Source organism: Caulobacter sp. 1776, from assembly GCF_040545685.1.
Classification (GTDB): domain Bacteria; phylum Pseudomonadota; class Alphaproteobacteria; order Caulobacterales; family Caulobacteraceae; genus Caulobacter.
Window position 1 is genome coordinate 101,149 of record NZ_JBEPMI010000008.1, and the last position, 25,933, is coordinate 127,081.

Below are 25,933 nucleotides of genomic sequence, written 5' to 3' on the forward strand. Positions count from 1 at the left end.
CGGCGGTCGATTGGTCCGACGGTCCCCTAAATCCAGGCTCGGCTTTTCGCACCAAGCGCCCGCAGTGTCCATCTAAGGGCGTTTACCTAGGAAATTGAATTACGCGATTGGACGCATCGATTTCGTCAATCACCACTCATCCGGACGCCCGGTTCTTGGACGATTCAGTTCAGGTCCGCCAGCTTCCCGCGCAACAACTGGATGGCGGCCGAGAAGTCCTTGCCGCCGAAGCCGTTGCCGTCCAGCAGCGCGTATAGCGCTTCGGCCTGGGCCCCCATCGGCGTGCTGGCGCCGGCCTTGGCGGCGGCGTCCTGGGCTAGCTTCAGATCCTTCAGCATCATGGCGGTGGCGAATCCGCCCTCGTAGTGGCGGTCGGCGGGTGTCTGCGGGCCGACCCCGGGCACGGGGCAGTATGTAGTGATCGACCAGCACTGGCCCGACGACTTGCTGGCGATCTCGAAGAAGCGGTCGGCGGCCAGGCCCAGCTTCTCGGCCAGGGCGAAGGCCTCGCAGGTCCCCAGCATCGAGACGCCCAACAGCATGTTGTTGCAGATCTTGGCCGCCTGCCCCGCCCCGTGATCGCCGGCGTGGATGGTCGCCCGCGACATCGGCGCGAGCGCGGCTTCAACGGCGGCGAAATCAGGCGCGTCACAGCCGACCATGAAGGCCAGGGTTCCAGCCTCGGCGGCCATGACGCCGCCCGACACCGGCGCGTCGGCGAAGCGAAAACCGGCCTCGGCCGCCTGTTTGGCCACCGCGCGGGCGCTCTCGACGTCGATCGTCGAGCAGTCGACCAGCAGGGCCGTCTTCGGCGCGTTCGCCAGGATTTGTTCGCCATAGACCGCGCGCACGTGCGGCCCGGCCGGCAGCATGGTGATCACCACCTCGGCGTCCGCCACCGCCTCGGCGACCGAGGCCGCCGCGTGGCAGCCGGCCGCCACGGCCCGCTCGACCGCCGCCGCCGACAGGTCGAAGGCGCGGACGTGGTTCTGGGCCTTGGCCTGGTTGGCGGCCATGCCGCCGCCCATGTTGCCCAGGCCGATGAAGGCGATGCGCGTCACGTGAAGCTCCCTGCAAATGCGAACCGCGCCTCATGGGCGCGGTTTCGTTGAAAGCTGTCATCCCGGCCGCACCCCGGCGAAAGCCGGGGGAAGAGCCGGGACCGCCACGAACTCGGCGCTCCCGGCGGTCCCGGCTCGGCGCGCTACGCGCTTGGCCGGGATGACAGATCTGATTGTCAGCGCGCCGAGGCCGGCTTGCGGAATTTGTAGACGAATTGGTCGGTCTTGCCCCGGATCGAGGCGTCGAAGACGTTGGCCTTGCGGCTGTCAGCGGGATCGCGCAGCACCCTGCTCTCGCCCTCGAAGATGAAGCCGGCGGCCGTGACCTCGGACTTCACCACCGCCGAGTCGATACGGTGCAAGGTCTCTGTGTCGCGCAGGCCCGAACCCGGTTCGGCCGAGTGGTCGATGACCAGGAAGACGCCGCCCGGCTTCAGGGCCCTGAAGATCTGGCGGTTCACTACCGACAGGTCGGCCGGGCCCATGAACTTGTCGTGCATGTCGTGATAGTTCTGGGCGGTGAACACCAGGTCCAGCTTCTCGGGGGCCGAGAAGTTCGGCAGCTTGTTCAGGATCACCGTCACGTTCGAATAGGCCGGGTCGCGGGCGATGGCGTTCACCGCCGGCTCGCGCTTGGCCAGCTTGGTCAGCTCGTCCGGCACATAGGCGTAGACGTGGCCGCGAGGGCCGACGGCCTTGGAAAAGATGCGGGTGAAATAGCCGCCGCCGGGAATCAGGTCCGCGACCTTGGCGCCGGGTCGCACGCCGGCGAAGGCCAGGACCTCGCCCGGGCTGCGGTCCTTGTCGCGCACCATGTCGGCGGCCGGGCGCGACGGATCGCTCAAGGCGGCGGCCAGGTAGGGCGGCAGCGCGATGGCGACCGGGCCTGACGGCGGCGGCGGCGGGGGCCCCATCGGCTGCGTCGCGCAGGCGGCCAGGCCGAGCACTGCGACGAGACTGAGAAGCGGCTTACGCATGGCAATCCTTCCGAACCGACGTGTTCTTGTTGGTCGCGACGTTAGCGCACGAGTTCGCCTACGTCAGCGGTCTCCATTCCTCGCCGCGCGGAAGCGGAGCGAAAATTTCGTCCAGCATGGCGTCGGTGACGTCCTCGAGGCGCGCCGGCTTCCACTGAGGCGCGTTGTCCTTGTCGACGATCACCGCCCGGACGCCCTCGATGAAGTCGTGCTTGCGCACGACGCGCGAGCCGATCCGGTACTCCATCACCATGTTATCGGCGAAGTCGGTCATGGCCGCGCCGCGTTTCAGCTGCTCGAACGCGACCTTCATCGTCTGGGGTGACTTCGTCCGCATCACCGCCAGCTGAGCCTTGCCCCAGTCGCTTGAGTCGAGGGTCAGGAACTCGACGATCTCCTCGACGCTGTCGCCGACGAACAAGCGGTTGAGGTCCTGTTCGAAGCCTAGCAGCGCGGCCTTGCCGGCGTCGGCGCGGTACTTGCGCAGCGTCTCGTCGATCCGACGCGGGTCGGCGATGATCGCCTTCTTCAAGCCCTCGACGGCGCCGAACTCGACGAAGTGGGTGGCGATCCCGAGGCGCATGCAGTCCGCGCCCTTGATCCGCGCGCCGGTCAGGGCCAGCCACAGCCCCGCCTTGCCCGGCAGGCGCGGCAAATACCAGCCGCCGCCGACGTCCGGGAACAGGCCGATGCCGGTCTCCGGCATGGCGAAGGTCGTGCGCTCGGTGGCGATCCGCACGTGCGCCGGCATCGAGATGCCGACCCCGCCGCCCATCACGACCCCGTCCATCACCGCGACCACCGGGGTGTCGTAGGTGAACAGCAGATGGTTCAGCTGATACTCGGTATGAAAGAAGCGGCGCGCCGCCTCCCCGTCCGCCGCCCCGCTCTCGGCCAGCATGCGGATGTCGCCGCCGGCGCAGAAGCCGCGCTCGCCCGCGTGGTCGATCAGGACCATGTAGATCTCGGGATCGTCCCGCCAGTCCAGCAGCGCGCCGATCATGGTCTCGCACATGGCGAGGGTCAGGGCGTGCAGGGCCTTGGGGCGGTTCAAGGTGATGCGGCCGACGTTCTTTTCGACGCGGATCAGGACTTCGGGCTCTTCGGTCATGTCGGTCCGTGATCTAGGCGGGTTCGGCGACGGGCGCGCAGCTGAGGCGGTCAATCTGGCCGTTGCTCAGGCGGAAGATGGCGTCCTGCGGCACGTCCTGGCCGATCACGTCGGCGCGCGACAGGCCCGCATAGGCGCCGCGCAGCATCCAGCCGGCGATGCCGTGGCTGACCACGATCAGCCTGCGCTCGGGTTCCGGCGCCTGTTCGGCCAGCCAGCCGGACACGCGGCCCATGATGTCCTCGTAGGTCTCGCCGCCAGGCGACTTGAACGCCCATTCGGGGTCGGTCAGCAGGGCGGGGTTCTCACGCTTGACCTCGTCGCGCAGGCGGTTCGACCAGTCGCCGACGCTGATCTCCAGCAGGCGATCCTCGAACGCGACCGGCAGGCCCAGGCGCGCGCCGATGATCTCGGCCGTGTGCCGCGCCCGCCGCAACGGGCTGGCGACGATGCGCCATGCGACAGGAGAGGCGGCCGGCGGATCACGCCGGATCAGATCGAACAGCAGATCGGCCATGGCCGCCGCCTGCGCCCGGCCCAACGGCGTCAGGTCCGACTCGGTCTGGCCCTGCATCCGCCCTTCGCGATTGTGGAAGGTCTGGCCGTGGCGACAGAGATAGATCACTGCCTGAACATCTCGCGGGCGATGATGACGCGCATGATCTCGTTGGTCCCTTCCAGGATCTGGTGCACCCGCAGGTCGCGCACGATGCGCTCCAGCGGATAGTCCTGCAGGTAGCCGTAGCCGCCATGCAGCTGCAAGGCGTCATTGGCCACCTGGAAGCCGGCGTCGGTCGCGAAGCGCTTGGCCATGGCGCACAGCTTGGTCGCTTCGGGGTGGCGATTGTCGAGGGCGTGGGCGGCGCGGCGCACCATCAGGCGGGCGGCCTCCAGTTCGGTGGCCATGTCCGCCAGCTTGAACTGCAGCGCCTGGAAGTCCTTCAGGGCTTTGCCGAACTGGTTGCGGGTCTCCATGTAGGCCTTGGCGGTGTCCAGGGCGAACTGGGCGCCGCCCAGCGAGCACGAGGCGATGTTCAGACGTCCGCCGTCCAGGCCCATCATGGCGAAGCGGAAGCCTTCGCCTTCCTGGCCGATGCGGTTGGCGACCGGCACGCGGCAGTTGTCGAAATTGACCTGGGCCGTCGGCTGGGCGTTCCAGCCCATCTTGCGCTCGTTGGCCCCGAAACTGAGGCCCTCGGTCCCTTTCTCGATCACGAAGGCCGAGACGCCCTTGGCGCCGTCGCCGCCCGTACGGGCCATCACGACGTAGACATCCGACACGCCGCCGCCCGAGATGAAGGCCTTGCCGCCGTTCAGGACGTAGTGGTCGCCGTCCAGCTTGGCGGTCGTGCGCATGTTGGCGGCGTCCGAGCCGGAGCCCGGCTCGGTCAGGCAGTAGCTGGCGATCAGCTCCATGGTGGTCAGGCGCGGCAGGTAGCGCTTGCGCAGGTCGTCTGCGCCGAAGCGATCGATCATCCACGAGGCCATGTTGTGGATGGTCAGGTAGGCCGCCGTCGGTACGTCGCCATAGCTGAGCGCTTCGAAGATGATCGAGGCGTCCAGGCGCGACAGGCCCGAGCCGCCGACGTCCTCGTTCACATAGATGCCGGCGAAGCCCAGCCCGGCGGCCTCGCGCAGCACGTCGACGGGAAAGTGCTTTTTCTCGTCCCACGCCGCGGAATGAGGGGCAAGCTGTCCTTCGGCGAAAGCTCTAGCGGCGTCCTGGATTGCGACTTGATCTTCGTTCAGCGCGAAATCCATGCGCGACATCCTCCCGTTCGGGGCAGAACCGCCCTCGCCTTCTTGGCGGTTGACGTGCCGCGCTCGGAGCCGCCTGTCAATCAGGCCCCATGGGGCGTCCGCGCCGTTTCCATTCGGTGGCGATGAGTGTGACCTGAAATCCTCCGTTACACGGTGTGAATCGGCAAGAAGGCCACACCCTCTTGATAACCATGGTCATTCGCTCCAAATGCGTGGTCCGAGGATGGGTGTCCTTCAACACAAACATTTGCATCGACGATTATGCGTTTCGTGAAACTTGCACTGGCCGCTCTTGCGGCGGCCCTGGGAATGGCTGCGGTCTCCGCGCCGGCCTTCGCGGCCGACGGCGACATCGCGCGTAGCTACGGCGTGTGGCGCAACCCGCACAACACCGTGCACCTGGAAATCAAGGACTGCGGGCCCAGCACCTGCGGCGTGGTCGTGTGGGCCAGCGCCAAGGCCGAGGCCGACGCGCGCAAGTCGGGCACGGACACCTTGGTCGGCAAGCAGCTGCTGCGTGATTTCGAAGCTCAGAACGACGGCTCGCTGAAGGGCCGCGTCTGGGTTCCGACCCTGAAGGTCACGCTGGTCGGCTCGGCCAACATCATCGACCCCAAGACCATGCGCGCCAAGGGCTGCGTGATCGGCAACTTCCTGTGCAAGTCGCAGCTGTGGACCCGCATCGACGGTTCGTCGGTGCTGGCTTCGCGCGCGGCTCCCTAAACTTCCCACTTAAGGAGGCGGACGTCTTGCCTCGCGCGGCCGCCCGCGCGACACCAGCGGCATGACCGTTCCGCCTCTCGCCCCCTATCCCGCCACCCGTCTGCGTCGCGTGCGCCAGGCCGACTGGACCCGCCGCCTCGTCCGCGAGACCGAGGTCCGGCCGTCCGACCTGATCTGGTCGATGGTCGTGCACGAGGGCGAAGGCGTGATCCCGGTGGCCTCGATGCCGGGCGTCGAACGCCTGTCGGTCAAGGAAGCCGCCAAGGCCGCGGTCCGCGCCCGCGACCTGGGCATCCCCGCCATCGCCATCTTTCCGCACATCGACGGCGCGCGGAAAGACGCCGCCGGCTCGATCGCCGCGGATCCGGACGGCGTCATCCCCCGCGCCGTCAAGGCGATGAAGGACGCCGCCCCCGAGGTTGGGATCATGTGCGACGTAGCGCTCGACCCTTTCACCGACCATGGCCATGACGGCGTGATCGAGGGCGGCAAGATCCTCAACGACCCGACCATCGAGCGCCTGATCGAACAGGGCCTGATGCAGGCAGAAGCTGGCGCCGACATCCTGGCCCCGTCCGACATGATGGACGGCCGCATCGGCAAGCTGCGCGCGGCGCTGGAAAGCGCGAATTTCCAGGACGTGATGATCATGTCCTACGCCGCCAAGTACGCCTCGGCCTTCTACGGCCCGTACCGCGACGCCATCGGCTCGGCGAAGCTCGCGGGCGGCCAGGGCGACAAGAAGACCTACCAGATGGACCCGGCCAACACCGAGGAGGCCATCCGCGAGGTCGCGCTCGACATCGCCGAAGGCGCTGACATGGTCATGGTCAAGCCGGGCATGCCGTATCTCGACATCCTGCGCCGCCTGGTCGACGAATTCCGCATGCCGACCTACGCGTTCCAGGTGTCGGGCGAATACGCGATGATCATGGCCGCCGCTCAGAACGGCTGGATCGACAAGGATCGCGCCATCCTGGAAAGCCTCACGGCCTTCAAGCGCGCCGGCGCGGCGGGGATCATCACCTATTTCGCCCCCTGGGCCGCCGAGACGCTGGGCTAGGATGGCCGGGCCGAGAACCGCCTTCAGCCAGGGCCGGTTCTACGGCGCGCCAACCGTCGAGCGCCGCTTGCCCGGCGTGCGCCTGGCGCATCTGGAAGCCACCCAGAGCGCCGAACATGTTCACGAGCACAGCCACGCCGACGCCCATTTCGTGCTGGCCACCCACGGCCGCTACCTGACCACCGCCGCGGGTCCCGAGACAGAAGGCCCCGTGTTGGTCTTCAACCCGCCCGGCGTCGTCCATCGCGACCGGTTCGTCGAGACCGGCGGCTACTTCCTGGCCGTCAGCTTCGAGCCCGCCGACTGGCGGGGCCTGGCCGACGCCGGGCGCGGCGCGGCGATCGACGCCTTGCGCCTGACCGGTCCCGACGCCCGTCGCGCGGCCCTGCGCCTGACCCGTTCGCTGCTGGCTCGCGACGCCGAGCCGCTGTCGCTGGAAAGCCTGAGCCTGGAGCTGGCCGCCCAGACCCTGAACACGACCCACGACAGCGAGCGGTTCCCGTCCTGGCTTGAACGCGCCGAGACCTATCTGGCCGACGCGTTCGATCAGCCGATCGGCGTCGCCGATCTCGCCCGCGTGGCCAGCGTGCATCCCGTTCACCTGGCGCGCGGCTATCGCCGCTGGATGGGCGCGGCGCCGGGCGATCGCCTGCGGACGCGGCGCCTGGAGCGCGCCGCCGACCTCTTGATGCGCGGCCGCGATCCGATCGGCGACATCGCCCTGGCGTCGGGTTTCTGCGACCAGAGCCACCTGAACCGCCAGTTCCGGCGCGCCTATGGCGTCACGCCCGGTGAGTTCGCCCGGCTGTGTGGCCGCCGACTGGATGTTGCGCGCGTCCAAGACGAGGCTCTCGACGCGGCCTAGAGCTTGGGCGTCTCCGTGGAGTTTCCATCCTTGAAAGCCTTCGCGTTCGCCGCCGTCCTGGCCCTTTCCCCGCTGTCCGCCGCCCAAGCCGCGTCCGATCTGCCCGTCTCGACGCCCGCCGCCGAAGGCCTCTCGGCCGCCAAGCTCGACGCGATGTCCGTCGCCATCAAGGCCGGCCAGTTCCAGCAGATCACCAGCGTGCTGATCGCCCGCCACGGCAAGCTGGTGTTCGAGACCTATTACGACGCAGACAAGCCCGACGGCGGTCCCGAGGCGCGGCGCAACACCCGCTCCACCACCAAGACCGTCACCGCCATGCTGGCCGGGGCCGCGATCGCGCGGGGCGCCCTGCCCAGCGTCCAGGCGCCAATCAGGGCCTATCTGAAGGACCGCCCGCCGGCCGCCAATCCTGATCCACGCAAGGACAAGGTCACGGTCGAGGATCTCCTGACCATGAGCTCGATCGCCGAATGCGACGACGACAACCAGTTCTCGCGCGGCAACGAGGAACGGATGTACCTGATCGAGGACTGGGTCGGCTTCTATCTGGACCTGCCGGTACGCGGCTTCCCGGAATGGAGTCCCAAGCCCGAGGCCTCGCCCTATGGCCGCAGCTTCAGCTACTGCACCGCCGGGGTCGTCACCCTGGGCGCGGTCGTGCAGAACGCGGTGAGGAAGCCCCTGCCCGCCTTCGCCGACGAGGTGCTGTTCAAGCCGCTCGGTATCGAGGCGCCCCACTGGCAGATGTCGCCCAAGGGCCTGGCCATGGGCGGCGGGGGCCTTGGCCTGCGCAGCCGCGACCTGCTGAAGCTGGGCCAACTCTACGCCAATGGCGGCCAGTGGAACGGCAAGCCAGTCTTGCCGGCGGGTTTCGTGAAGGCCTCCGTCGCGCCGCACGCCCATGCGCGCGAAAACACCGACTATGGCTATCTGATCTGGCTGCAGACCTTCCAAGGACCGGACGGCGCCGGCCACAAAGCCTGGGTGATGAGCGGTACGGGCGGCCAGAAGGTGACGGTCGTGCCGGACCTCGATCTGGTGGCGGTGATCACCACCACCAATTTCGGCGTCCGCCAGCCGCACGCGATCTCCGAGAAGTTGATCGCCGAGCACATCCTGGCGGCGGTCGAGAAGTAGCGACGCGAATCTGGGGCGCGGCTACCCTGCCCCGCATGAGCCGCGTCCTCGACATCGTCACCGCCGTGATCCGCGACGCGGACGGCCGCATGCTGCTGGTCCGCAAGCGCGGCACGACCACCTTCATGAAGCCGGGCGGCAAGCGCGACGGCGGCGAGGATGACCTCGCCACCCTGGCCCGCGAGCTCGAGGAGGAGTTGGGCTGCCGGCTGGTCCACGCCGAACTGCTGGGCCGCTATTCAGCCCCCGCCGCCAACGAGGCGGGCTTCACGGTGCAGTCGGCGACCTATCTCACCTCGGTCGAGGGCGACATCGCCGCCCGGGCCGAGATCGAGGAACTGGCCTGGATCGATCCCGCCGCGCCGGGCGACCTGCGCCTCGCCCCGCTGTTGACCCAGGCGGTGCTGCCGGCCCTGCTCGCCCGGGCGTAGGGTCCGGACTCAACAAGCAGCAAACTCTTCAGTGTCATCCCGGCCGGAGGACCGCCTAGCGGGCCGTAGAGCCGGGACCCAGGGGCCACCGCACCGGGCTTGGCCCCTGGGTCCCGGACAGCCTCTACGAGGCTTCCGGGATGACACGGATTTATAGCTTTGAGATCCGTGGAAGATCTCAAGGCATTTGAGTACGGAGCCTACGCCTTCGTCCCCATGGCGGTGATCCGCCCCTGGACCATCTCCAGCGCCAGCTCGCGGGCCCGCTGGGACGGCCGGCCCAGGAGTTCGCTCAAGGTCGGGCCGAACAGGCCGACGCCGATCGCCAGGACGATGTTGACCAGGATGAAGTCGACGATCGTGTCGCGATCGACGCCGACGTCCTGGGCCAGCCGCGTCTGAACCACCTCGTCGACCACCGCGCGAACCAGGGTCATCCGCCGCCCCTCACCGGTCAGCTCCAGCCAGGCGGCCAGGCGCGCCGCGCCCTTGGCTTCGAAGGCGTCGAACAGGGCCTGGGCGCCGAAGCCGGGCGCGGCCCCCTCCTCGTTGAAGCCGGCGATGATTTTGTCGGCCAGCTGCCGGATCATCCGCTCCATCAACGCCGTCTCGACCCCGGCGATCGAGCCGAAATGGTGGATGACGTTGGCGTGGACCACCCCGGCGGCCTTGGCCACGTCGGCCAGCTTGATCGCCTGCGGGCCATGCTCGACCAGCAGCGCCTCGGCGGCGGCCAGGATGTTCTCGCGCGCCGCCTCGGGCGAGCGGCGCACACGGGGTTTCGGAGAAACGATGGGAGTCGGCGCCTCTATTGACATTTTTGTCAGTATAACTCACTCTGCGTCACAAGACAGGCCATAGAGCCGTAGACCGGCAGAGCGCGGAACGCCATGACCGAGACCAAGAGCACCCCCGACGACCTGAACGTCCAGCCGCGCGACATCCGGTTCGCGATGGAGGACGCGCGCGCCGGCCACTGGCTGGGCGGCGACCCAGTCGGCACGGCGGTGTTCAACGCCCTGTCCCTGACCTTCCCGGACGGCGAGCGGCTGTTCATGGACGCGGTCAAGAACTACCGCCACAAGCTGAGCGGCAAGCTGCTGGAGGACGCCAAGGGCTTCATCGCCCAGGAGGCCATCCACTCGCGCGAGCACCATCAGCTGAACAGCCTGATCGATCGCGAGCGCTATCCGGTCGCCGAGATCGAGGCGCTGGTGCGCGGCCGCGTGAAGATGGCCCGCGAGCGCGGCAAGATGGCCATGCTGGTCTCGACCATCGCCCTGGAGCACTTCACGGCCATGATGGCTGAAATGCACGCCCGCCACCGCGACCTGTTCGACGGCGCCCCGGCCGGCGTCGAGCAGCTGTGGCGATGGCACGCGATGGAAGAGACCGAGCACAAGGCCGTGGCCTATGACGTGTTCCAGGAAGTGACCAAGGACTGGTCGCCGCGCCGCCGCTACTTCATCCGCTGCCGGGCGATGTTTTTCGTGACCATCATGTTTACCCGCAACATCAGCCGCTACGCCGCCCGCTTGCTGGAGGCCGACGGCTACGCGCCCAAGGCGGCGCTGAAGGCGGTGAAGCGGTTCGTGTGGGGCGACCCCGGCATCTTCCGCCGCGGCTGGAAGACCTACCTGGCCTGGTACCGCCCCGGCTTCCATCCGTGGGACCAGGACGACCGCGAACAGTTCGCCGACTGGAAGGCGGAGTTCGACGCGGCGGTGGCTTAGCCCACCGCCTCCACCCGCTCTCCCCGGCGAAAGCCGGGGCCCAGATTCATCCTGAGGGTCAGCCGTGAATGCGAAAGAGCGCCGCGCGAAACCGCACGGCGCTCTTGATCTGGACCCCGGCTTTCGCCGGGGAGAGCGGATCGTGGGGTTACCCCGCGATCAGCCCGAAGTCCGCGACCTGCCCCATCGCGTCCCGCACCGCGGCCAGCGTCTTCAGGCGGTTATCCCGGTGCTCCGGATCATTGACGAACACCCCGTCCAGATAGGCGTCGACCGGGCCGCGCAGGCCGGCCAGCTGGGCCATGGCGCCGGTGAAGTCCTCCTTGGCCAGGGCCTCGGCCAGCGGGGCCTTCAGCACGCGCAGGGCGTCGAACAGCTGGACCTCGGCGTCGCTGTCGGCCGCCGGAGCTTGCGGCTCACCGGTCGGCAGAGCACCCTTCTTCTCCTCGGCCTTGAGGATATTGGAGGCGCGTTTGTAGCCGGCCATCAGGGTCTTGCCGTCGTCGGTCTTCAGGAAGCCATCCAGCGCCTCGACCCGCGCGACGATCCGCGCCAGATCGTCGTCGCCCAGGGCGAACACAGCATCGACGAGGTCGTGGCGCTTGCCTTGGTCACGCAGCGTGACCTTTAGGCGGTCGGCGAAGAAGGCTAGAAGCTCCTTGGCTGCAGCTACAGATTTTTCGCGCGGTTCCTTCGAAGTCTCGCTTTTGATCGCAGGGGCAGCCAGCACTTCGGCAGCCACATCGAGACTATCAAGTTCACCGATAACGCCACCGATGGCCTGTCTCAAGCTACGGGCGCGAATATCGAGTGAAGCGTTGGAAGCTTGCAGCCAGGCGATCTCGCCATACCGCAAGAGCGGAACCTTGTACCCGCCGTCTAAGAGAATGCGGATTACCCCGAGCGCCGCTCTTCGTAGCGCGTAGGGATCCTTGCTCCCTGTCGGCTTCTCTTCGATGGCGAAAAAGGCCGCAAGCGTATCCAGCTTATCCGCCAGCGCCACCGCCACACTGACCGGCGCGGTCGGCACCGCGTCTGAAGGCCCCTGCGGCTTGTAGTGATCCCGCACGGCGTCGGCGATCTCGCCGTCCAGGCCGAACTTGCGAGCGTAGTAGCCGCCCATGATCCCCTGCAGCTCGGGGAACTCGCCGACCATCTGCGAGGCGAGATCCGCCTTGGCCAGGCGCGCGGCTTCCTTGGTCTTCTCGACGTCCGCGCCGACCAGCGGGGCGATCTCGCCGGCCAGGGCGACGATGCGCTCGACGCGCTGGGCCATGGTGCCCAGCTTAGCGTGGAAGGTCACGCCGTTGAGCTTCTCCAGCCAGGGCTCGAAGCCGACCTTGACGTCCTCGTCCCAGAAGAAGCGGGCGTCGGACAGGCGCGAGGACAGCACCTTGGCGTTGCCGGCCGCGATCACCGCGCCGCCGTCGGCGGCCTGGATGTTGGCGATGGTGATGAAGTGCGGGGCCAGGCCCTCTTCGCCCGCCTTGCGGACGGCGAAGTACTTCTGGTGCGTGCGCATCGAGGTGCGGATCACTTCGGGCGGCAGGCTCAGGAACACCGGGTCCATGTCGCCCAGCACCGGCGTCGGCCATTCGGCCAGGCCCGCGACTTCTTCCAGAAGCCCTTGGTCCTCGACCAGTTCGAGATGACGCGCGAAGCACAGGGTCTTGCAGCCCTCGAGGATGCGCTGCTTGCGCTCCTCGACGTCGAGCACGACGTAGTGGGCTTCGAGGCCGGCCACGTACTCGTCGAAGTCCCGCGCCTGGAACGGTTTCGCGTCGCCCATGAAGCGGTGGCCTTCGGTGATGTCGCCGCTCTCGATGCCCTCGATGGCGAACGGCACGACCTCGCGGTCCAGCACGCACAGGATCCGCTTCAGCGGCCGCACCCAGCGCAGCTTCTTGGTCCCCCAGATCATCGACTTGGGCCACGGGAAGCCACGGACGATGGCCTCGACCATCTCGGCGACGATTTCCGGCGTCGGGCGGCCCTTCTTCTCGATGAAGGCCATGTAGACGCCGTCGCGCTCGACCAGCTGGTCCTGGGTCAGGCCCGCCTTGCGCAGGAAACCTTCCATGGCCTGCGGCGGGGCGCCGACGCGGGGCCCTTTGAGCTCTTCCTTGCGGTCGGCCTGGGCCAGCGGCAGGCCTTCGGCCACCAGGGTCAGGCGGCGCGGGCCGGCGAAGGTCTTCAGGGCCTCGGGCAGGAAGCCGGCGGCGGCCAGGTGCTCGCGCGCCATGCGCTCCAGGTCCTTGGCGGCCTGGGCCTGCATGCGGGCGGGGATCTCTTCCGAGAACAGTTCGAGGAGAAGTTGGGGCATCTAACTTACGCGGCTTCCTGCTGATCGACCCAGGCGCTGGCGCACAGCTTACAAAGGTCGCGGATGCGACCGATGTAGCTGGCGCGCTCGGCAACGGCGATCGCGCCGCGGGCGTTCATCAGGTTGAAGAGGTGGCTGGCCTTGAGGACCATGTCGTAGGCGGGCAGCACCAGGGCCTTGTCCTGGTACGAGCGGGCCAGCATCAGCGGGACCTGCGCTTCCATCTGCTCGAACTGCTGCTTCAGCACCGAGACGTCGTAGCCGTGGAAATTGGCTTCCGATTGCTGGCGCTCGTTCTCCAGGAACACGTCGCCATAGGTCGTCGCGCCCAGCGGCGAGTCGGGGTCGTTGAACGGCAGGTCATAGACGTTGTCGACGCCGAACACGTACATGGCCAGGCGTTCCAGGCCGTAGGTCAGCTCGCCGGCCACCGGCGAGACGTCCAGGCCGCCGACCTGCTGGAAGTAGGTGTATTGGCTGACTTCCATGCCATCGCACCAGACTTCCCAGCCCAGGCCCCAGGCGCCGACCGTCGGGTTTTCCCAGTCGTCCTCGACGAAGCGGATGTCGTGGGTGCGCAAATCGAGGCCGATCGCTTCCAGCGAGCCGAGATACAGGTCCTGCATGTTCTCGGGGTTCGGCTTCAGGATCACCTGGTACTGATAATAGTGCTGTAGGCGGTTGGGGTTCTCGCCATAGCGCCCGTCACCAGGGCGGCGCGAGGGCTGCACATAGGCCGCGTTCCACGGCTTGGGGCCCAGGGCGCGCAGAACCGTGGCCGGGTGCAGAGTCCCCGCCCCCACCTCCACGTCGTGCGGCTGCAGGATGATACAGCCCTGCCGGCTCCAATAGTCATGGAGCGTCAGGATCAGGCTTTGGAAGGACTTGGGTTTTTCGCGCGACATCAATCGAAGCAGGCCTAGAAAAAAGTCGGCGGACCATAGGGCCCGCCGACTGCTGCTTCAAGCGATGTCCGGAGCGCGTCAGGCGAAAGTGTGAGCGGTTTCGCCGCCCAACGCGCGACCAGCAAGAAAGCCGAAAAGGCCGGCCCGTGAATTAGTTGCCCTTGGGCGCGGTGCGCTTGCCGGCGTTCGACATCGGCGCGCCGTACTTGGCGCGGTTCTCGCGGGTGTCGGCGACCGGGGGGTTGGAGACGACATTGGGGTCGCCCGCCTTCAGCGAGGCCTGAGCGTCCGGCGACTGCGACGAGACGGGCACGACGCCCGACGAGTTCACCCCGGCCGCCGGGGCGGCGGTGGCCGACGGCGAGGCGGCCGGATCGGCGGCCATGTCGGTGGTCGAGGTCGGCGCGGCCGTGGTGGTGGTCGCCGTCGTGGTTTGATCCGCCGGCGCGGGCGGCGCGGTCTGCTCGTTGGCAGCCACGTTCATCGTCGCGCCGGCGTCGGTCGCTGACGGGGCCGCCAAGGCCTGCAGGCCCGGGACGTCCTTGGGCAGCAGCACCTTGTCGACGACGTGGAGGACGCCGTTGCTGGCCATCACGTCGGTCTGGGTGATGGCGGCGCCGTCGACCATCGGGGTGGCCCCGCTGCCGTCGAGCAGCAGCGAGGAGCCCTCGACGCTTTTCACTTCACCCTTGGCGCCCTTGATCTTGGTGGAGTCCACCTTGGCGTTGATCAGGTGATAGGTCAGCACTTTCTGCAGCAGCGGCCCGTTCTCGGGCAGCATCAGCTTGTCCAGTTCGCCGGCCGGCAGGGCCGCGAAGGCCGCGTCGGTCGGGGCGAACAGGGTCAGGTTCTGATTGGTCTTCAGGACGCTGGTCAAGTTCACGGCCGAGACCGCCTTCAGGAAGGTGGTGAATTGGCCAGAGGCCGTGGCGGTGTCGATCAGGTCGCCCTTGGCGACGACGGGCGAGGCCGCCGCCGGCGCCTGCGTGGCGGGCGCCGAGGCGGTCACGGCTTGAGCATGGGCGGCGCCAGCCAGCAGGGCGATGGCCGCGGCGGCGGTCAGGAGACGCTTGGTGGACATGGTCGAGTTCCTCTCGGTTCGAGCGGTGTACGCCCGGACCGGGGACTCGGTTCCGTGATCACGGCGTCGTGATCACATCGAAGCTTCACCTGAAAAAGAACACCAGCGCCACGCCACAGACGATCAACGCGAAACCGGCAAGCGTAGACCACTTTATCGCCTCGCCGAGGTAGAAATATGAGAACATCGTGAAGACCAACAAGGTGATGACCTCCTGCCCTACCTTCAGCTGCGCTGTCGAATACATGTGATGCCCGATCCGGTTAGCCGGGACCGCCAACAGATATTCGGGAAGCGCGATCAGCCAGCTGGACAGGATCGCCACGGGCAGCGCCATCGGCTTGCCCTTCAAGTGACCGTACCAAGCGAACGTCATGAAGACGTTCGACATGACCAGCAGCAGCCAGGGCGCGATCTTCATAACGAGAGGCGGCATGTCGGGGAACTCCGGCAGGGGGCGATGGGGATTCTCGCAACCTAGGCAAAGGGGCGCCCTCGCGCCACCACCGCCCCGTGGGGCGGAATCGCCCGTTTCTGACGCAAATGCAGCGCTGTTCGCACAGATTTTAGGCGCCTTGCCTATTTCCTTTCCAAAACCTTGCCCGCAAGCCCCGTCATGGAACCGTCGCCGATAGCGTGGCCGCTGCCGGGGAAACGATGCAGCGCGTAGCGGCGGCGTCGGCGGTGATCAAACTGGGGGCGGTTTTCCGCTTCTGACAACCAAGCAAAGCAAGCCCGTGCTTCAGCGGGTCGGAGCAAGGCGGATGAAACTGATCATAGCGGTCGTCAAACCCTTCAAGCTGGATGAGGTGCGCGAAGCGCTCGTCGCCGCCGGCGTCGAAGGTCTGACGGTTTCGGAAGTGAAGGGCTACGGCCGCCAAAAGGGCCAGACCGAGATCTACCGGGGCGCCGAATACCAGGTGAATTTCGTGCCGAAAGTGAAACTCGAAGCGGTCGTCGACGACGCGTCCGCCGCCAAGGCCGTCGAGGCGGTCAAGGCCGCCGCGGCCACCGGCAAGATCGGCGACGGCAAGATCTTCGTGCTCAACGTCGAGGAAGCCGTCCGCATCCGCACCGGCGAAACCGGCTCGGCCGCTCTGTAACGCATCGGGAAAAGGGGATACCGACGATGAAACTCACCTTCAAACCGCTGGCTGGGCTTATGCTCGCCGCGACCCTGGCGGGGGCTCCGCTGGGGGCGACCGCCTTCGCCCAGGAAGCCGCGCCCGCGCCGGCCGCCGCCGCCGCCGCGCCCGCCGCCGCCCCGGCCCCAGCCGCGACGCCCGCCCCCGCCGCGGCTCCCGCGCCCGCCATCGTCGACAAGAACGACAAGGGCGACAACGCGTGGATGCTCACCTCCTCGCTCCTCGTCCTGCTGATGATCCTTCCGGGCCTGGCCCTGTTCTACGGCGGCCTCGTGCGCGCCAAGAACATGCTGTCGGTCATGATGCAGGTCTCGACGGTCGCCATCATCGGCTTCGTCGCCTGGGTCTTGTGGGGCTATAGCTTCGCCTTCACCGATGGCGGCAGCTGGGACAGCTTCGTCGGCGGTCTGGGACGCCTGTTCCTCAAGGACGTGACACCCGCCAGCAACGTGGCGACGTTCTCGACCGGCGTCGTGATCCCCGAATTCACCTTCATCTCGTTCCAGTCGACCTTCGCGGCCATCACGGCCGCCCTCGTGGTCGGTTCGCTGGTCGAGCGCATGAAGTTCGCCGCCATCGTCGCCTTCGCCGTTCTGTGGCCGCTGCTGTCGTACTATCCGATCGCCCACATGGTCTGGTGGTGGCCGGGTCCCGACGCCGTCGCCCTGCTCCCGGCCGGCGCGAAGATCCAATCGGGTCTGCTCTGGGGCTTCGGCGCCCTGGACTTCGCCGGCGGCACCGTCGTCCACATCAACGCCGGCATCGCCGCGCTGGTCGGCGCCCTGATCCTGGGCAAGCGTCAAGGCTACGGCAAGGAGCCGATGCCGCCGCACTCCCTGACCCTGACCCTGGTCGGCGCTGGACTGCTGTGGGTGGGCTGGTTCGGCTTCAACGCCGGCTCGAACCTGGAATCGAATGGCTACGCCTCGCTGGCCATGATCAACACTTTCGTCGCCACCGCCGCCGCGGGTCTGTCGTGGATCGTCGTCGAGTGGGTCACCCGCAAGAAGCCGTCGGCCCTCGGCCTGGCCTCGGGCGTCGTCGCCGGCCTCGTCGCCGTCACCCCCGCGGCTGGCTTCGCCGGCCCGATGGGCTCGCTGATCCTGGGCCTGATCGTGTCGCCGATCTGCATCTTCTTCTGCTCGATCGTGAAGAACGCGCTGAAGTATGACGACAGCCTGGACGCCTTCGGCATCCACGGCATCGGCGGCATGGTCGGCGCCCTGGCCACCGGCCTGCTGGTCAACCCCGCCTGGGGCGGCGCCGGCATCGTCGACTACACCACCTGCGGCAAGGACGGCGACCTGTCGACCTGCGACGCCCTGGCCTCGTACGAGCCGATCGCCCAACTGCTGATCCAGGCCAAGGCCGTCGGCGTGACGATCATCTGGTCGGCCGTGGCTTCGGCCATCGTTTTCTTCCTGATCAAGCTGGTCATCGGCCTGAAGGCTTCGCCGGAAGCCGAGGAAGAAGGCCTGGACATCTCGGAACACGGCGAACGCGCCTACCACAGCTAAGGCTGGCGTAGTTCCCATTGAAAGACGAAGGGGCGCGGAAGGGAAACCTTCCGCGCCCTTTCCATTTTCACCGCGAGGTCGTGTGGTTCGCTGGCAGCCGCGTGGCTGGCACGGTGCGAGCCCAGCTCCTGCTGGCTCCGGCCGCCAGCGGCGTGGCGCTGCTGGCGCGGACGATACTCTAGAGCCGACGCGCGGCGACGATCGGAACCACCGGATCCAGCATCTGGCCCTGCATCACCGGATTGATCGCCGCGCCCGGCGTCGGCAGGTTCAGGATCTTGCGGACCACCTCCATGCCCTTCACCACCTGACCGAAGGCGGCGAACCCCAGGTTGTCGCCCTGCGCCGCGGGGTTGGCGTCCAGGTACGAGGCCTCGCCGATGCAGATGAAGAAGTCGGAATCGCCGGTCCCCGGCTCCCGGCGGGCCAGGGAGATCGTCCCGTCGACATGGCGCAGGCCGGTCTGGGTCGTGGGTTCGTGGGCGATCGGCGGCAGCACCTTCTTCGGATCGCCCTGCAGCCCGCCTTCGATCAAGCCGTAGTCGACGGAGCTGGGCGCCTTGGCGGCGCGCCAGAACGACGACCCGTCATAACGCTTGTCGTCGACGTAGCGCAGGAAGTTGGCCGTGGTCACCGGCGCCTGCTTGACCTTCAAGGCGATGACGATCGCGCCGAGACTGGTCTCCAGGCTAACGAGCACGTCGCCGGCCCCGGGCACAATCGGAGCCGGCGCGAGATTCAGGACCTGGGCCTGCGCTACGCCCGGCGCGGCGGCCAGGGTCCCGAGACCGGCGAGAACATCACGGCGCTTCATCCAGAACTCCTAGCTCAGGCGGCAGCGCCGCACCCACCAGTCCGGCCGCATCGCCTCCAGGCGCTCGACCAGACCCTCCGCCTCGATATCGCCGGCGCAGAGGGCGAAGCAGGTCGCCCCCGAACCCGACATCCGGACAAGCAGACTTTCGGGCTCGTCGCGCAGGACGTCCAGCACTTCGCCGATCAACGGCTCCAGAGCGACCGCTGGCGCCTCGAGGTCATTCCGCGTGGCCGCGGCCAGCCAGCCGGCGACCTCCTCGGCGCTCTCCAGGTCGGACGGCAGGAACGGCCGCGCCGCGCCGTCCGGATGCACGGCCGCGTCATAGGCGCGATAGACCGCGCCGGTTGGCGACGGCGCGCGGGGATTGACCAGCACCGCGTGCAGCTCAGGCAATCTCGGCGCGGGCGACAGGATCTCGCCGCGTCCCTCGGCCATCAGCGCCGTGGCGCGCAGGCAGGCCGCGCCGTCGGCGCCCAGGCCGGCCGCGATCGGTTCCAGATCGGCATCGGACAGATTGGGCGCCAAGGCGTCGCGCAGCAGCTTCAGGGCCGCGCCGGCGTCGCTGGAACCGCCGCCCAGGCCGGCCGCGATCGGCAGGCGCTTGTCGAGGATCAACCGATACGGCGGGACCGGCCCGCCCAGCCTGGCGTGAAAGGCCCCGGCCGCGCGGACGACCAGGTTGTCTCCGTCGGCGGGGATCGCGCCGCCGAAGGGGCCGGCGGTCTCGAAGGCCGGCGCGTCGCTAGGCTGAATGACTACGTGGTCGCCGACATCGGCGAACACCATCAGGCTTGAGATCGGGTGATAGCCCTCGGCGTCCGGCCCGCCCACGTGCAGGAACAGATTGACCTTGGCCGGGGCGAAGGCGGAAAGCCGCATGGATCTCGAAGCTCAGCTGGAAAAGGCTAGAGCGCGTTGGGCGAAAGTGTAAGCGGTTTCGCCCTTAAACGCGCTCTAAACTCTTGAATCTAGAGCCTGTTTATCGAGTCCAGATGATTCCATCTGAACTCGACAGACTCTGGGGCTCGATAGCTCAGTTGTGGACGACCGTCGACTTGACCGCCGCCGCGCCGGTGGGGGCCAGGCCGTTCGTCAGCTTGGCCTCGGCCTCGGCCTTCTGCTTGTCGTCGGGCTCGAGGCTGAGGACCCGCCGCCACTGGAACTCCGCCTCGGTCTTGCGACCGATCTTCCAATAGGCGTCGCCCAGGTGGCCGTTCACGTCGGGATCGCCCGGCTCCATCTCGACGGCCGCCTCCAGCTTTTCGACCGCGGTCTTGTAGTCACCCAACCGGTAGTAGGCCCAGCCCAGCGAGTCGAGCATGGCCCCCGACTGCGGTCGCGCGTTGACGGCCTTCTGGACCATGGCCAGCGCCTCGGGCAGGTGCTCGTTGCGGTCGATCCAGGAATAGCCGAGGAAATTCAGCAACTCCGGTTCGTCGGGATTGATCTTCAGGGCCGATCGCAGATCGCGTTCGGCCTCGGGCCAGCGCTTGGCCTGCTCGAGGGCCACGGCGCGCAAGTACAGCAGCCGCCAATCGGGCGTGGTCGTTTCGCGGGCGATGATCGGGTCCAGCACGGCCACGGACTCGCTCCACTGGCCGCCGGCGCGCAGCAGGTCGGCCAGCGCCACGCCCGCGTCGCGGTCGTTCGGCGCGGCCGCGGCGGCCGAGCGCGCCACCTCCAGCGCCTTGGCTTTGTCGCCCAGGTCGTTCCACGCCCAGGCGCTCTTGCTCTGGGCCGAGGCGTAGTGCGGCGAGCCGGGCGGCACGTGGCCGTAGGCCTCGATCGCGCCTTGCCGGTCGTCGCTCTGGTTCAGGAGATCGCCGACCAGGACCCAGGCCTCGTCGCGCGTGGGATCCAGCCGCAGAGCCAGGCGGAGATAGGCCAGGGCGAACTGAGCTTGGCGTTCGCCGGCGAAGGTGGCGGCGCAGGCGACCAGCCCCTCGGCCGCGCCCTGGCGGATGCTTGGCAACGGCGGCGGCGCGCCCTTGGCGAGGGCGCGGGCGCGGGCGCGCTGCAGGCCCATGTCGTTCGGCGCCGAACGCAGGGCCGTGTCGTAGAGGGCCACGGCGTCGGCATGGCGCTTGCGGCGCTCCAGGAACGCGCCGTAGTCGAGGGTGAAGATGCTGGCCGTCGCCGTCGTGGCGGTCAGGGCCTTGTAGTCGGTCTCCGCCTCGTCATAGCGCTTGGCGCGCTCGAACAGGCGCGCCTGGCCCTGTTGGCCGAAATACTGGACCAGCTTGTCGGTGCGCAGGCTCGGCTGAACGATCGCGCCTTCCGCGTCTCCGGCCGCGGCGGCGGCCCAGGGCGCCAGCAGCGCGGCGGCCTGCTGGTGCGGGAAGCCGAGCGGATCACCCTTCAGGATCAGCTGGGCGTCCTTGCCCTTGCCGACGGCGATGGCTTCCACGACGCGGGTCAGCACGCCCAGGCGCTTGATCGCTTCGTTGGCGTCCGGACCGGTCGGGGCGGCGAGCGCGGCCCGGCTGATGTCGCCGGCCAGCAGCAAGGCCGTGAACGAGCGCTCGCCAATCACGCCAGGATCGTCGCCCAGCACGGCGGCCGTGCCGAAATAGGTGGCGGCTTCCTTCGACTTGCCGTCGCGCAGGGCCGCCTGCCCCGCCAGGAACTGGCCGTAAGAGGTGCGGGTGTCGAACAGGGGCGAACCGGCATTGACCGGCCCTCGCAACATCACGTCCCCGGGAGCGGCGGCGCAGGCGGCCAGGACCGAGACGGAAACGCAGGCGAGCAGGACTTTGATACGCGTCATCCCGTCACCCTCGGAGGTTTCGAGACGGTCCGCAAGAAAAAGCCTCCCGGACGGGACCGAGAGGCCGTGATCGTCACATGTTGGGATAGTTCGGTCCGCCGCCGCCTTCCGGCGTGGTCCAGACGATGTTCTGCGACGGATCCTTGATGTCGCAGGTTTTGCAGTGGACGCAGTTCTGGGCGTTGATCTGGAAACGCGGGTCCTGTCCCTGCTCGTTGTAGAGCACCTCGTAGACGCCGGCCGGGCAGTAGAGACGCGCCGGCTCGCCATACTTCGGCAGGTTGACCGCGATCGGGATCGACGGATCCTTTAGCTTCAGGTGCGCCGGCTGGTCTTCCTCGTGGTTGGTGGCCGACAGGAACACTGACGACAGCTTGTCGAAGCTGATCACGCCGTCGGGCTTGGGATAGACGATCGGCTGGAAGTCCTTGGCCAGGCCCGTCGAGGCCGCGTCGGTCTTCTCGTGCTTCATCGTGCCGAAGAATGAGAAACCGCCGAACAGGTGCGTGCACCACATGTCGAACATGCTGATCGCGCCGCCAAGCGCCGTGCCGAACTTGCCCAACATCGGCTTGGCGTTGCGGACGACTTTGAGTTCCTTGGCCACCCACGACTTCTCGTAGGCTGTCTGGTAGGCGATCAGTTCGTCGCTGGCGCGGCCTTCCTGCACCGCCGCATAGGCGGCCTCGGCGGCCAGCATGCCGGTCTTGACCGCGTTGTGGCTGCCCTTGATGCGCGGCACGTTGACGAAGCCGGCCGAGCAGCCGATCAGCGCCCCGCCCGGGAAGGTCAGCTTCGGCACCGACTGGTAGCCGCCCTCGGTGATGGCCCGCGCGCCGTAGGCGATGCGCTTGCCGCCTTCCAGATAGGGCTTGACGCCCGGGTGCTGCTTGAAGCGCTGGAACTCGTCGAACGGCGAGATCCACGGGTTTTTGTAGTTCAGGTGCACCACGTAGCCGATGGACACGTAGTTGTCCCCGAAGTGGTACATGAAGCTGCCGCCGCCCGTGTTGTTGTCCAGCGGCCAGCCGGTGGTGTGCTCGGCCAGACCCGGCTGGTGCTGCTCGGGCGGGACCTGCCACAGCTCCTTGATGCCGATGCCGTACTTCTGGGGTGACTTGCCCTCATCCAGCTTGAACTTGGCGATCAGCTGCTTGGCCAGCGAGCCGCGCACGCCCTCGGCGATGAACACGTACTTGCCGTGCAGCTCCATGCCCGGCTGGAAATCCGGCTTGTGATGGCCGTCCTTGGCGATGCCGACCACGCCGACCACCACGCCCTTGACCGAACCGTCGTCGTTCCAGACCAGATCCGAGGCGGCGAAGCCCGGATAGATCTCGACGCCCAGCTCTTCGGCCTTGCCCGCCAGCCAGCGGGTCAGATTGCCCAGCGAGGCGATGTAGCAGCCGTGGTTGTGCATGAACGGCGGCATGGCGAACATCGGCAGGGACAGTTCGCCCTGCGGGCCCAGCAGCTTGAAGCGGTCCTTGGTGACCGGCGTCTCCAGCGGCGCGCCCTCTTCCTTCCAGTTCGGGAAAAGCTCGGCTAGGCCCTTGGGATCGATCACCGCGCCCGACAGGATGTGGGCGCCGACTTCCGAGCCCTTTTCCAGCAGCGCCACCGAGATCTCGGTCCCGGCCTTGGCGGCCAGCTGCTTGAGACGGATCGCCGCCGAAAGACCCGCGGGACCGCCGCCGACGATGACGACGTCGTATTCCATCGACTCGCGTTCGAGGTCTTCGCTCATGGGGTCTCCCGGCTGGGCCCTTCGGCCCCTCTTATGACTGTTTGAATCACAGCTTATCCGAACGTGACGCGATGGCGGTCAAGCACCTGATCCTATTTTTTTGCTGCGTCGCAGCGTAGAGCCCAGTGCCGTTCCGCGCCCAAGCCTGCCGCAGGCAAGCTCGGCCTTTTACTTTTAGAGCGTGGCGAGCGCCAAAACCGCTCACACTTTTGGCCGCCAGGCTTTAATTACGGTGTCATGAGCCTCGCCGTCGATCAACGCGCCGTCGAAAGCCTGCTGGCCTTCTGGGCCGACGCGGGCGTCGACGTTTCGTACGTGGACGCGCCGATCGACCGCCTCGCCGAGGGCGCGGCGATGTTGCGGGCCAGAAGCCAGCCCCCGCCTCCCCCGCCGCCGGTCTCGCGCCCCGGCCTCGCCATCGCGCGCGGGCCAGACGTTGGCTCGGCGATCGTCGCGGCCAGGGCGGCCGCCGCCGCTTGCAATGACCTCGAAAGCCTGGCCGCCGCCATCGCCGCCTTCGACGGCTGCCCCCTCAAGACCCAGGGCGCCAAGCAGGCCGTCTTCTCGCGCGGCGTCGCCGACGCGCCGCTGATGGTGATCGGCGAAGGCCCTGGGGCCGACGAGGACGCTCAAGGCCAGCCGTTCGTCGGCCGGGCCGGCAAGCTGCTGGACCGCATGCTGAAGGCCGCCGGCCTGGAAGAGCGCGTCTTCATCACCAACACCGTCTTTTGGCGCCCGCCCGGCAACCGTACGCCGACGCCGCAGGAACAGGCCGTCTGCGCTCCGTTCGTCGAGCGCGCCATCGCCCTGGTGAAGCCGAAGATGCTTCTGCTGGCCGGCGGGGCCTCGGCCAAGGCCATGCTGAAGCGCGACGAAGGCATCCTGTCGATGCGCGGCCGCTGGTTCGAATGGACGTCCGAGGACAAGACCCTCGAGCTGCCGGCCATGCCGACCCTGCACCCGGCGTTCCTGCTGCGCACGCCCGCTCAGAAGAAGAAGGCCTGGCAGGACCTTCTGACGCTGACCGAGCGACTTGATCGCCCGGACCGTCCGAACTAAAACAACGTCCGACCAGTTGGAACGGGGGACGCGCGCCTGTGGGGGAGCGCGAAACGTTTTTGCAGCTTTGGGCACGCCCTCTGGCCGTTCTTTCGGCCCTTTTGCTGTGCGCGACCGCCTTGGTCGCGCGCGCTGGCGCCCTCGACCCTTTGAGCCCGGATGACGTCCGCTCGTATCGCGCCGCCTTCGCCGCGAGCGATCGGGGCGACTTCGACGCCGCCGAGGCGGCCTTCGCCAACGCCCGGGACCACAGCCTGGCCGGCCGCCTGGCCTTCGCCAAGATCATGCATCCGACGCGGTACTCGGCCGGATACGACGACCTGACCCAGTGGCTGCGCGCCTACGCGGACGAAGCCGGCGCCGACCGCGTCTACGCCCTGGCCGTCAAGCGCAGGCCGGCCGGCAAGCGCGTCGCCGCGCCGCCCGTGCCGGAACTCTTCATCGGCGACGAAAGCGCCCCGCCGCCCGCCGACAAGGGCCGCGCCGCCCGCGAGGCCTATTATTCCGGTGACGTGCAGAAGGCCCTGACCCTGGCCGTCGCCGGCGGCGAGACCTGGATCGCGGGCCTCTCGGCCTACCGCTTGGGCGACGCCCGCACGGCCCAGACCTTTTTCGAACAGGTCGCCCACGACGAGCACGAAGACGAGTGGCTGCGCGCCGCCGGCGCCTTCTGGGCCGCCCGCGTGGCCAGCCAGGCCGGCCGCGGCCGCGACGCCCAGGCTCTTCTGAGCGAGGCGGCGCGTTCGCCCCACACCTTCTACGGCATGATCGCCGTGCGCCAGCTCGCCATGACCGGCGCGACGGTCGCCGAAGAGAGCTACGACCCGATCGCCAGCCTGCTGACCCGCGCCAGCTATGTCGGCCCCGACAGCGCCTCGCTGGAGCGGCTGGTCCGCGACGATCCCCGCGCCCGCCGCGCTTCGGCCCTGGCCCAGATCGGCCGCTGGCGTGAAGCGGGGATGGAATTGCGCGCCGGCCTGTCGCTGGCCGACACCCAGGAACTGCGCGACGATTGGACCGCCCTGGCCCTGGCGCTGAACGCCAACGCCCCGCTGAACGCCGGACGCCCGGTGCGTCGGGTCGGCGGGGAGGACTACCCCCTGCCCCCGCTGGATCCGGTCGGGGGCTTCACCATCGACAAGGCCATGGTCTATGCGCTGGTGCGCCAGGAGAGCCGCTTCGATCCGATGGCGGTCTCGGCCGCCGGCGCCATGGGCCTGATGCAGGTGCGTCCATCCTCGGCCGCCGATGTGGTCGGCGACGACAAGCTGCTGGCCGACAACAGCCCGCTGTTCGACCCAGCCTATAACCTAAGGGCCGGACAGGACTATTTCACCTGGCTTATGGATCGCGGCGTCAAGAGCCCCGACCTGCTGCGCGCCGTGGCGGCCTACAATGGCGGCCCGGCGACGCTGAACCGCACGGCGGCCCAGCTGGGCGCGGACTGCGACACCCTGCTGCTGATCGAGAGCCTGCCGTACAAGGAGACGCGCAACTACGTCGAGAAGGTGATGGCCAGCTATTGGACCTATCGCCAATTGATGGGCGCCGAGAACAAGACCCTGGACGCCGTGGCCTCGGGCGCGCGGACGGTGGATTTCCGGCTGGACCCGCAGGTGGCGGCGCCGACTTCGATTGATCAGCTGATGACCCAGCTGGCGCAGGCCCACCCCTGAACACGCCATCTCGCTATCACGAGGATGGGCGGAT

The 25,933-nt window shown here is 68.0% G+C and carries 24 protein-coding genes and 1 pseudogene; 10 read left to right on the forward strand and 15 right to left on the reverse strand.

The genetic code is table 11. The features are described 5' to 3' along the window. Positions 1-164: 164 nt before the first annotated feature. The 6 genes and pseudogenes from mmsB to ABIC66_RS21170 all read right to left on the reverse strand — a co-directional run. On the reverse strand, positions 165-1,079 hold the full coding sequence (gene mmsB, locus ABIC66_RS21145; protein ID WP_354073270.1) for a 3-hydroxyisobutyrate dehydrogenase: 915 nt from the start codon (positions 1,077-1,079) through the stop codon (positions 165-167). Between the two features lie 158 nt (positions 1,080-1,237). Continuing rightward, the gene (locus ABIC66_RS21150; RefSeq protein WP_354072871.1) at positions 1,238-2,038 is read right to left on the reverse strand and encodes a class I SAM-dependent methyltransferase; all 801 of its coding nucleotides are present in this window, start codon (positions 2,036-2,038) and stop codon (positions 1,238-1,240) included. A 58-nt stretch (positions 2,039-2,096) separates the two neighbouring features. Beyond that, positions 2,097-3,149: an enoyl-CoA hydratase/isomerase family protein gene (locus ABIC66_RS21155; protein WP_354072872.1), complete on the reverse strand. Its 1,053-nt coding sequence runs from the start codon at positions 3,147-3,149 to the stop codon at positions 2,097-2,099. A gap of 13 nt (positions 3,150-3,162) precedes the next feature. Next, positions 3,163-3,774, reverse strand: a complete 612-nt coding sequence (locus ABIC66_RS21160; RefSeq protein ID WP_354072874.1) for a histidine phosphatase family protein — start codon at positions 3,772-3,774, stop codon at positions 3,163-3,165. After that, positions 3,771-4,919: an isobutyryl-CoA dehydrogenase gene (locus tag ABIC66_RS21165; RefSeq protein WP_354072876.1), complete on the reverse strand. Its 1,149-nt coding sequence runs from the start codon at positions 4,917-4,919 to the stop codon at positions 3,771-3,773. The genes ABIC66_RS21160 and ABIC66_RS21165 overlap by 4 nt, the downstream gene beginning before the upstream one ends. Before the next feature lie 115 nt (positions 4,920-5,034). Further along, a pseudogene (locus tag ABIC66_RS21170) lies at positions 5,035-5,103 on the reverse strand (hypothetical protein); the annotation flags it as partial. Positions 5,104-5,171: 68 nt separating this feature from the next. Here ABIC66_RS21170 and ABIC66_RS21175 point away from each other — a divergent pair. The 5 genes from ABIC66_RS21175 to ABIC66_RS21195 all read left to right on the forward strand — a co-directional run bounded on the left by ABIC66_RS21175 (position 5,172) and on the right by ABIC66_RS21195 (position 9,129). Then, positions 5,172-5,633, forward strand: coding sequence for a DUF2147 domain-containing protein (locus ABIC66_RS21175; protein WP_354072878.1), 462 nt, complete (start codon positions 5,172-5,174; stop codon positions 5,631-5,633). Between the two features lie 61 nt (positions 5,634-5,694). Then, a complete protein-coding gene (hemB, locus tag ABIC66_RS21180; RefSeq protein WP_354072880.1) occupies positions 5,695-6,696 on the forward strand; it encodes a porphobilinogen synthase in 1,002 nt (333 codons plus the stop codon). 1 nt (position 6,697) lies between these two features. Then, positions 6,698-7,561, forward strand: a complete 864-nt coding sequence (locus tag ABIC66_RS21185; RefSeq protein ID WP_354072882.1) for a helix-turn-helix transcriptional regulator — start codon at positions 6,698-6,700, stop codon at positions 7,559-7,561. Positions 7,562-7,591: 30 nt separating this feature from the next. Further along, positions 7,592-8,698: a serine hydrolase domain-containing protein gene (locus ABIC66_RS21190; RefSeq protein ID WP_354072884.1), complete on the forward strand. Its 1,107-nt coding sequence runs from the start codon at positions 7,592-7,594 to the stop codon at positions 8,696-8,698. Positions 8,699-8,733: 35 nt separating this feature from the next. Then, on the forward strand, positions 8,734-9,129 hold the full coding sequence (locus ABIC66_RS21195; protein WP_354072885.1) for an NUDIX hydrolase: 396 nt from the start codon (positions 8,734-8,736) through the stop codon (positions 9,127-9,129). A gap of 200 nt (positions 9,130-9,329) precedes the next feature. Here the strand turns inward: ABIC66_RS21195 and ABIC66_RS21200 are convergent, their stop codons facing one another. Beyond that, positions 9,330-9,947, reverse strand: a complete 618-nt coding sequence (locus tag ABIC66_RS21200; RefSeq protein WP_354072887.1) for a TetR/AcrR family transcriptional regulator — start codon at positions 9,945-9,947, stop codon at positions 9,330-9,332. A gap of 72 nt (positions 9,948-10,019) precedes the next feature. Here ABIC66_RS21200 and ABIC66_RS21205 point away from each other — a divergent pair, with 72 nt between their 5' ends. After that, positions 10,020-10,862 carry a metal-dependent hydrolase gene (locus tag ABIC66_RS21205; RefSeq protein WP_354072888.1) on the forward strand — a complete coding sequence of 281 codons (843 nt, stop codon included), beginning with the start codon at positions 10,020-10,022 and terminating at the stop codon, positions 10,860-10,862. 148 nt (positions 10,863-11,010) lie between these two features. Here the strand turns inward: ABIC66_RS21205 and glyS are convergent, their stop codons facing one another. The 4 genes from glyS to ABIC66_RS21225 form a co-directional block, all read right to left on the reverse strand. Continuing rightward, the gene (glyS, locus tag ABIC66_RS21210; RefSeq protein WP_354072890.1) at positions 11,011-13,185 is read right to left on the reverse strand and encodes a glycine--tRNA ligase subunit beta; all 2,175 of its coding nucleotides are present in this window, start codon (positions 13,183-13,185) and stop codon (positions 11,011-11,013) included. A 5-nt stretch (positions 13,186-13,190) separates the two neighbouring features. Beyond that, positions 13,191-14,090 carry a glycine--tRNA ligase subunit alpha gene (locus ABIC66_RS21215; protein ID WP_354072892.1) on the reverse strand — a complete coding sequence of 300 codons (900 nt, stop codon included), beginning with the start codon at positions 14,088-14,090 and terminating at the stop codon, positions 13,191-13,193. Between the two features lie 151 nt (positions 14,091-14,241). Continuing rightward, positions 14,242-15,171, reverse strand: a complete 930-nt coding sequence (locus ABIC66_RS21220) for a fasciclin domain-containing protein (protein WP_354072894.1) — start codon at positions 15,169-15,171, stop codon at positions 14,242-14,244. An 85-nt stretch (positions 15,172-15,256) separates the two neighbouring features. Beyond that, positions 15,257-15,607 carry a DMT family protein gene (locus ABIC66_RS21225; RefSeq protein ID WP_354072896.1) on the reverse strand — a complete coding sequence of 117 codons (351 nt, stop codon included), beginning with the start codon at positions 15,605-15,607 and terminating at the stop codon, positions 15,257-15,259. Positions 15,608-15,935: 328 nt separating this feature from the next. Here ABIC66_RS21225 and ABIC66_RS21230 point away from each other — a divergent pair, with 328 nt between their 5' ends. Both ABIC66_RS21230 and ABIC66_RS21235 read left to right on the forward strand, forming a co-directional pair. After that, positions 15,936-16,274, forward strand: a complete 339-nt coding sequence (locus ABIC66_RS21230) for a P-II family nitrogen regulator (protein WP_004623580.1) — start codon at positions 15,936-15,938, stop codon at positions 16,272-16,274. A gap of 26 nt (positions 16,275-16,300) precedes the next feature. Further along, entirely contained in the window at positions 16,301-17,833 is a 1,533-nt protein-coding gene (locus ABIC66_RS21235) for an ammonium transporter (protein ID WP_354072898.1), read from the forward strand. A 178-nt stretch (positions 17,834-18,011) separates the two neighbouring features. Here ABIC66_RS21235 and ABIC66_RS21240 read toward each other — a convergent pair whose 3' ends face one another. From ABIC66_RS21240 to ABIC66_RS21255, 4 genes are all read right to left on the reverse strand, one after another. Next, positions 18,012-18,647 carry a peptidylprolyl isomerase gene (locus tag ABIC66_RS21240; protein ID WP_354072900.1) on the reverse strand — a complete coding sequence of 212 codons (636 nt, stop codon included), beginning with the start codon at positions 18,645-18,647 and terminating at the stop codon, positions 18,012-18,014. Between the two features lie 9 nt (positions 18,648-18,656). Next, a complete protein-coding gene (locus ABIC66_RS21245; RefSeq protein WP_354072902.1) occupies positions 18,657-19,529 on the reverse strand; it encodes a 4-(cytidine 5'-diphospho)-2-C-methyl-D-erythritol kinase in 873 nt (290 codons plus the stop codon). Positions 19,530-19,683: 154 nt separating this feature from the next. Beyond that, the gene (locus tag ABIC66_RS21250) at positions 19,684-21,417 is read right to left on the reverse strand and encodes a tetratricopeptide repeat protein (RefSeq protein ID WP_354072904.1); all 1,734 of its coding nucleotides are present in this window, start codon (positions 21,415-21,417) and stop codon (positions 19,684-19,686) included. A 73-nt stretch (positions 21,418-21,490) separates the two neighbouring features. Beyond that, on the reverse strand, positions 21,491-23,164 hold the full coding sequence (locus tag ABIC66_RS21255) for an electron transfer flavoprotein-ubiquinone oxidoreductase (RefSeq protein WP_354072906.1): 1,674 nt from the start codon (positions 23,162-23,164) through the stop codon (positions 21,491-21,493). Between the two features lie 237 nt (positions 23,165-23,401). Here ABIC66_RS21255 and ABIC66_RS21260 point away from each other — a divergent pair, with 237 nt between their 5' ends. Both ABIC66_RS21260 and ABIC66_RS21265 read left to right on the forward strand, forming a co-directional pair. Continuing rightward, entirely contained in the window at positions 23,402-24,223 is an 822-nt protein-coding gene (locus ABIC66_RS21260) for a uracil-DNA glycosylase (protein ID WP_354072908.1), read from the forward strand. 59 nt (positions 24,224-24,282) lie between these two features. After that, positions 24,283-25,899 (forward strand): lytic transglycosylase domain-containing protein, encoded by a 1,617-nt coding sequence (locus ABIC66_RS21265; protein WP_354072910.1) that lies wholly within the window; start codon positions 24,283-24,285, stop codon positions 25,897-25,899. The last annotated feature ends 34 nt before the right edge of the window (positions 25,900-25,933 follow it).

What these genes read in the sequence shown, in the direction of transcription:
- ABIC66_RS21235 (WP_354072898.1), top strand. Translation starts at nt 16,301, where the DNA reads ATGAAACTCACCTTCAAACCGCTGGCTGGGCTTATGCTCGCCGCGACC.
- ABIC66_RS21220 (WP_354072894.1), bottom strand. Translation starts at nt 15,171, where the DNA reads ATGTCCACCAAGCGTCTCCTGACCGCCGCCGCGGCCATCGCCCTGCTG.
- ABIC66_RS21230 (WP_004623580.1), top strand. Translation starts at nt 15,936, where the DNA reads ATGAAACTGATCATAGCGGTCGTCAAACCCTTCAAGCTGGATGAGGTG.
- ABIC66_RS21215 (WP_354072892.1), bottom strand. Translation starts at nt 14,090, where the DNA reads ATGTCGCGCGAAAAACCCAAGTCCTTCCAAAGCCTGATCCTGACGCTC.
- ABIC66_RS21200 (WP_354072887.1), bottom strand. Translation starts at nt 9,947, where the DNA reads ATGTCAATAGAGGCGCCGACTCCCATCGTTTCTCCGAAACCCCGTGTG.
- ABIC66_RS21195 (WP_354072885.1), top strand. Translation starts at nt 8,734, where the DNA reads ATGAGCCGCGTCCTCGACATCGTCACCGCCGTGATCCGCGACGCGGAC.
- ABIC66_RS21155 (WP_354072872.1), bottom strand. Translation starts at nt 3,149, where the DNA reads ATGACCGAAGAGCCCGAAGTCCTGATCCGCGTCGAAAAGAACGTCGGC.
- ABIC66_RS21150 (WP_354072871.1), bottom strand. Translation starts at nt 2,038, where the DNA reads ATGCGTAAGCCGCTTCTCAGTCTCGTCGCAGTGCTCGGCCTGGCCGCC.
- ABIC66_RS21245 (WP_354072902.1), bottom strand. Translation starts at nt 19,529, where the DNA reads ATGCGGCTTTCCGCCTTCGCCCCGGCCAAGGTCAATCTGTTCCTGCAC.
- glyS (WP_354072890.1), bottom strand. Translation starts at nt 13,185, where the DNA reads ATGCCCCAACTTCTCCTCGAACTGTTCTCGGAAGAGATCCCCGCCCGC.
- ABIC66_RS21225 (WP_354072896.1), bottom strand. Translation starts at nt 15,607, where the DNA reads ATGCCGCCTCTCGTTATGAAGATCGCGCCCTGGCTGCTGCTGGTCATG.
- ABIC66_RS21175 (WP_354072878.1), top strand. Translation starts at nt 5,172, where the DNA reads ATGCGTTTCGTGAAACTTGCACTGGCCGCTCTTGCGGCGGCCCTGGGA.
- ABIC66_RS21255 (WP_354072906.1), bottom strand. Translation starts at nt 23,164, where the DNA reads ATGAGCGAAGACCTCGAACGCGAGTCGATGGAATACGACGTCGTCATC.
- ABIC66_RS21260 (WP_354072908.1), top strand. Translation starts at nt 23,402, where the DNA reads ATGAGCCTCGCCGTCGATCAACGCGCCGTCGAAAGCCTGCTGGCCTTC.
- hemB (WP_354072880.1), top strand. Translation starts at nt 5,695, where the DNA reads ATGACCGTTCCGCCTCTCGCCCCCTATCCCGCCACCCGTCTGCGTCGC.
- ABIC66_RS21185 (WP_354072882.1), top strand. Translation starts at nt 6,698, where the DNA reads ATGGCCGGGCCGAGAACCGCCTTCAGCCAGGGCCGGTTCTACGGCGCG.
- ABIC66_RS21250 (WP_354072904.1), bottom strand. Translation starts at nt 21,417, where the DNA reads ATGACGCGTATCAAAGTCCTGCTCGCCTGCGTTTCCGTCTCGGTCCTG.
- ABIC66_RS21205 (WP_354072888.1), top strand. Translation starts at nt 10,020, where the DNA reads ATGACCGAGACCAAGAGCACCCCCGACGACCTGAACGTCCAGCCGCGC.
- ABIC66_RS21240 (WP_354072900.1), bottom strand. Translation starts at nt 18,647, where the DNA reads ATGAAGCGCCGTGATGTTCTCGCCGGTCTCGGGACCCTGGCCGCCGCG.
- ABIC66_RS21165 (WP_354072876.1), bottom strand. Translation starts at nt 4,919, where the DNA reads ATGTCGCGCATGGATTTCGCGCTGAACGAAGATCAAGTCGCAATCCAG.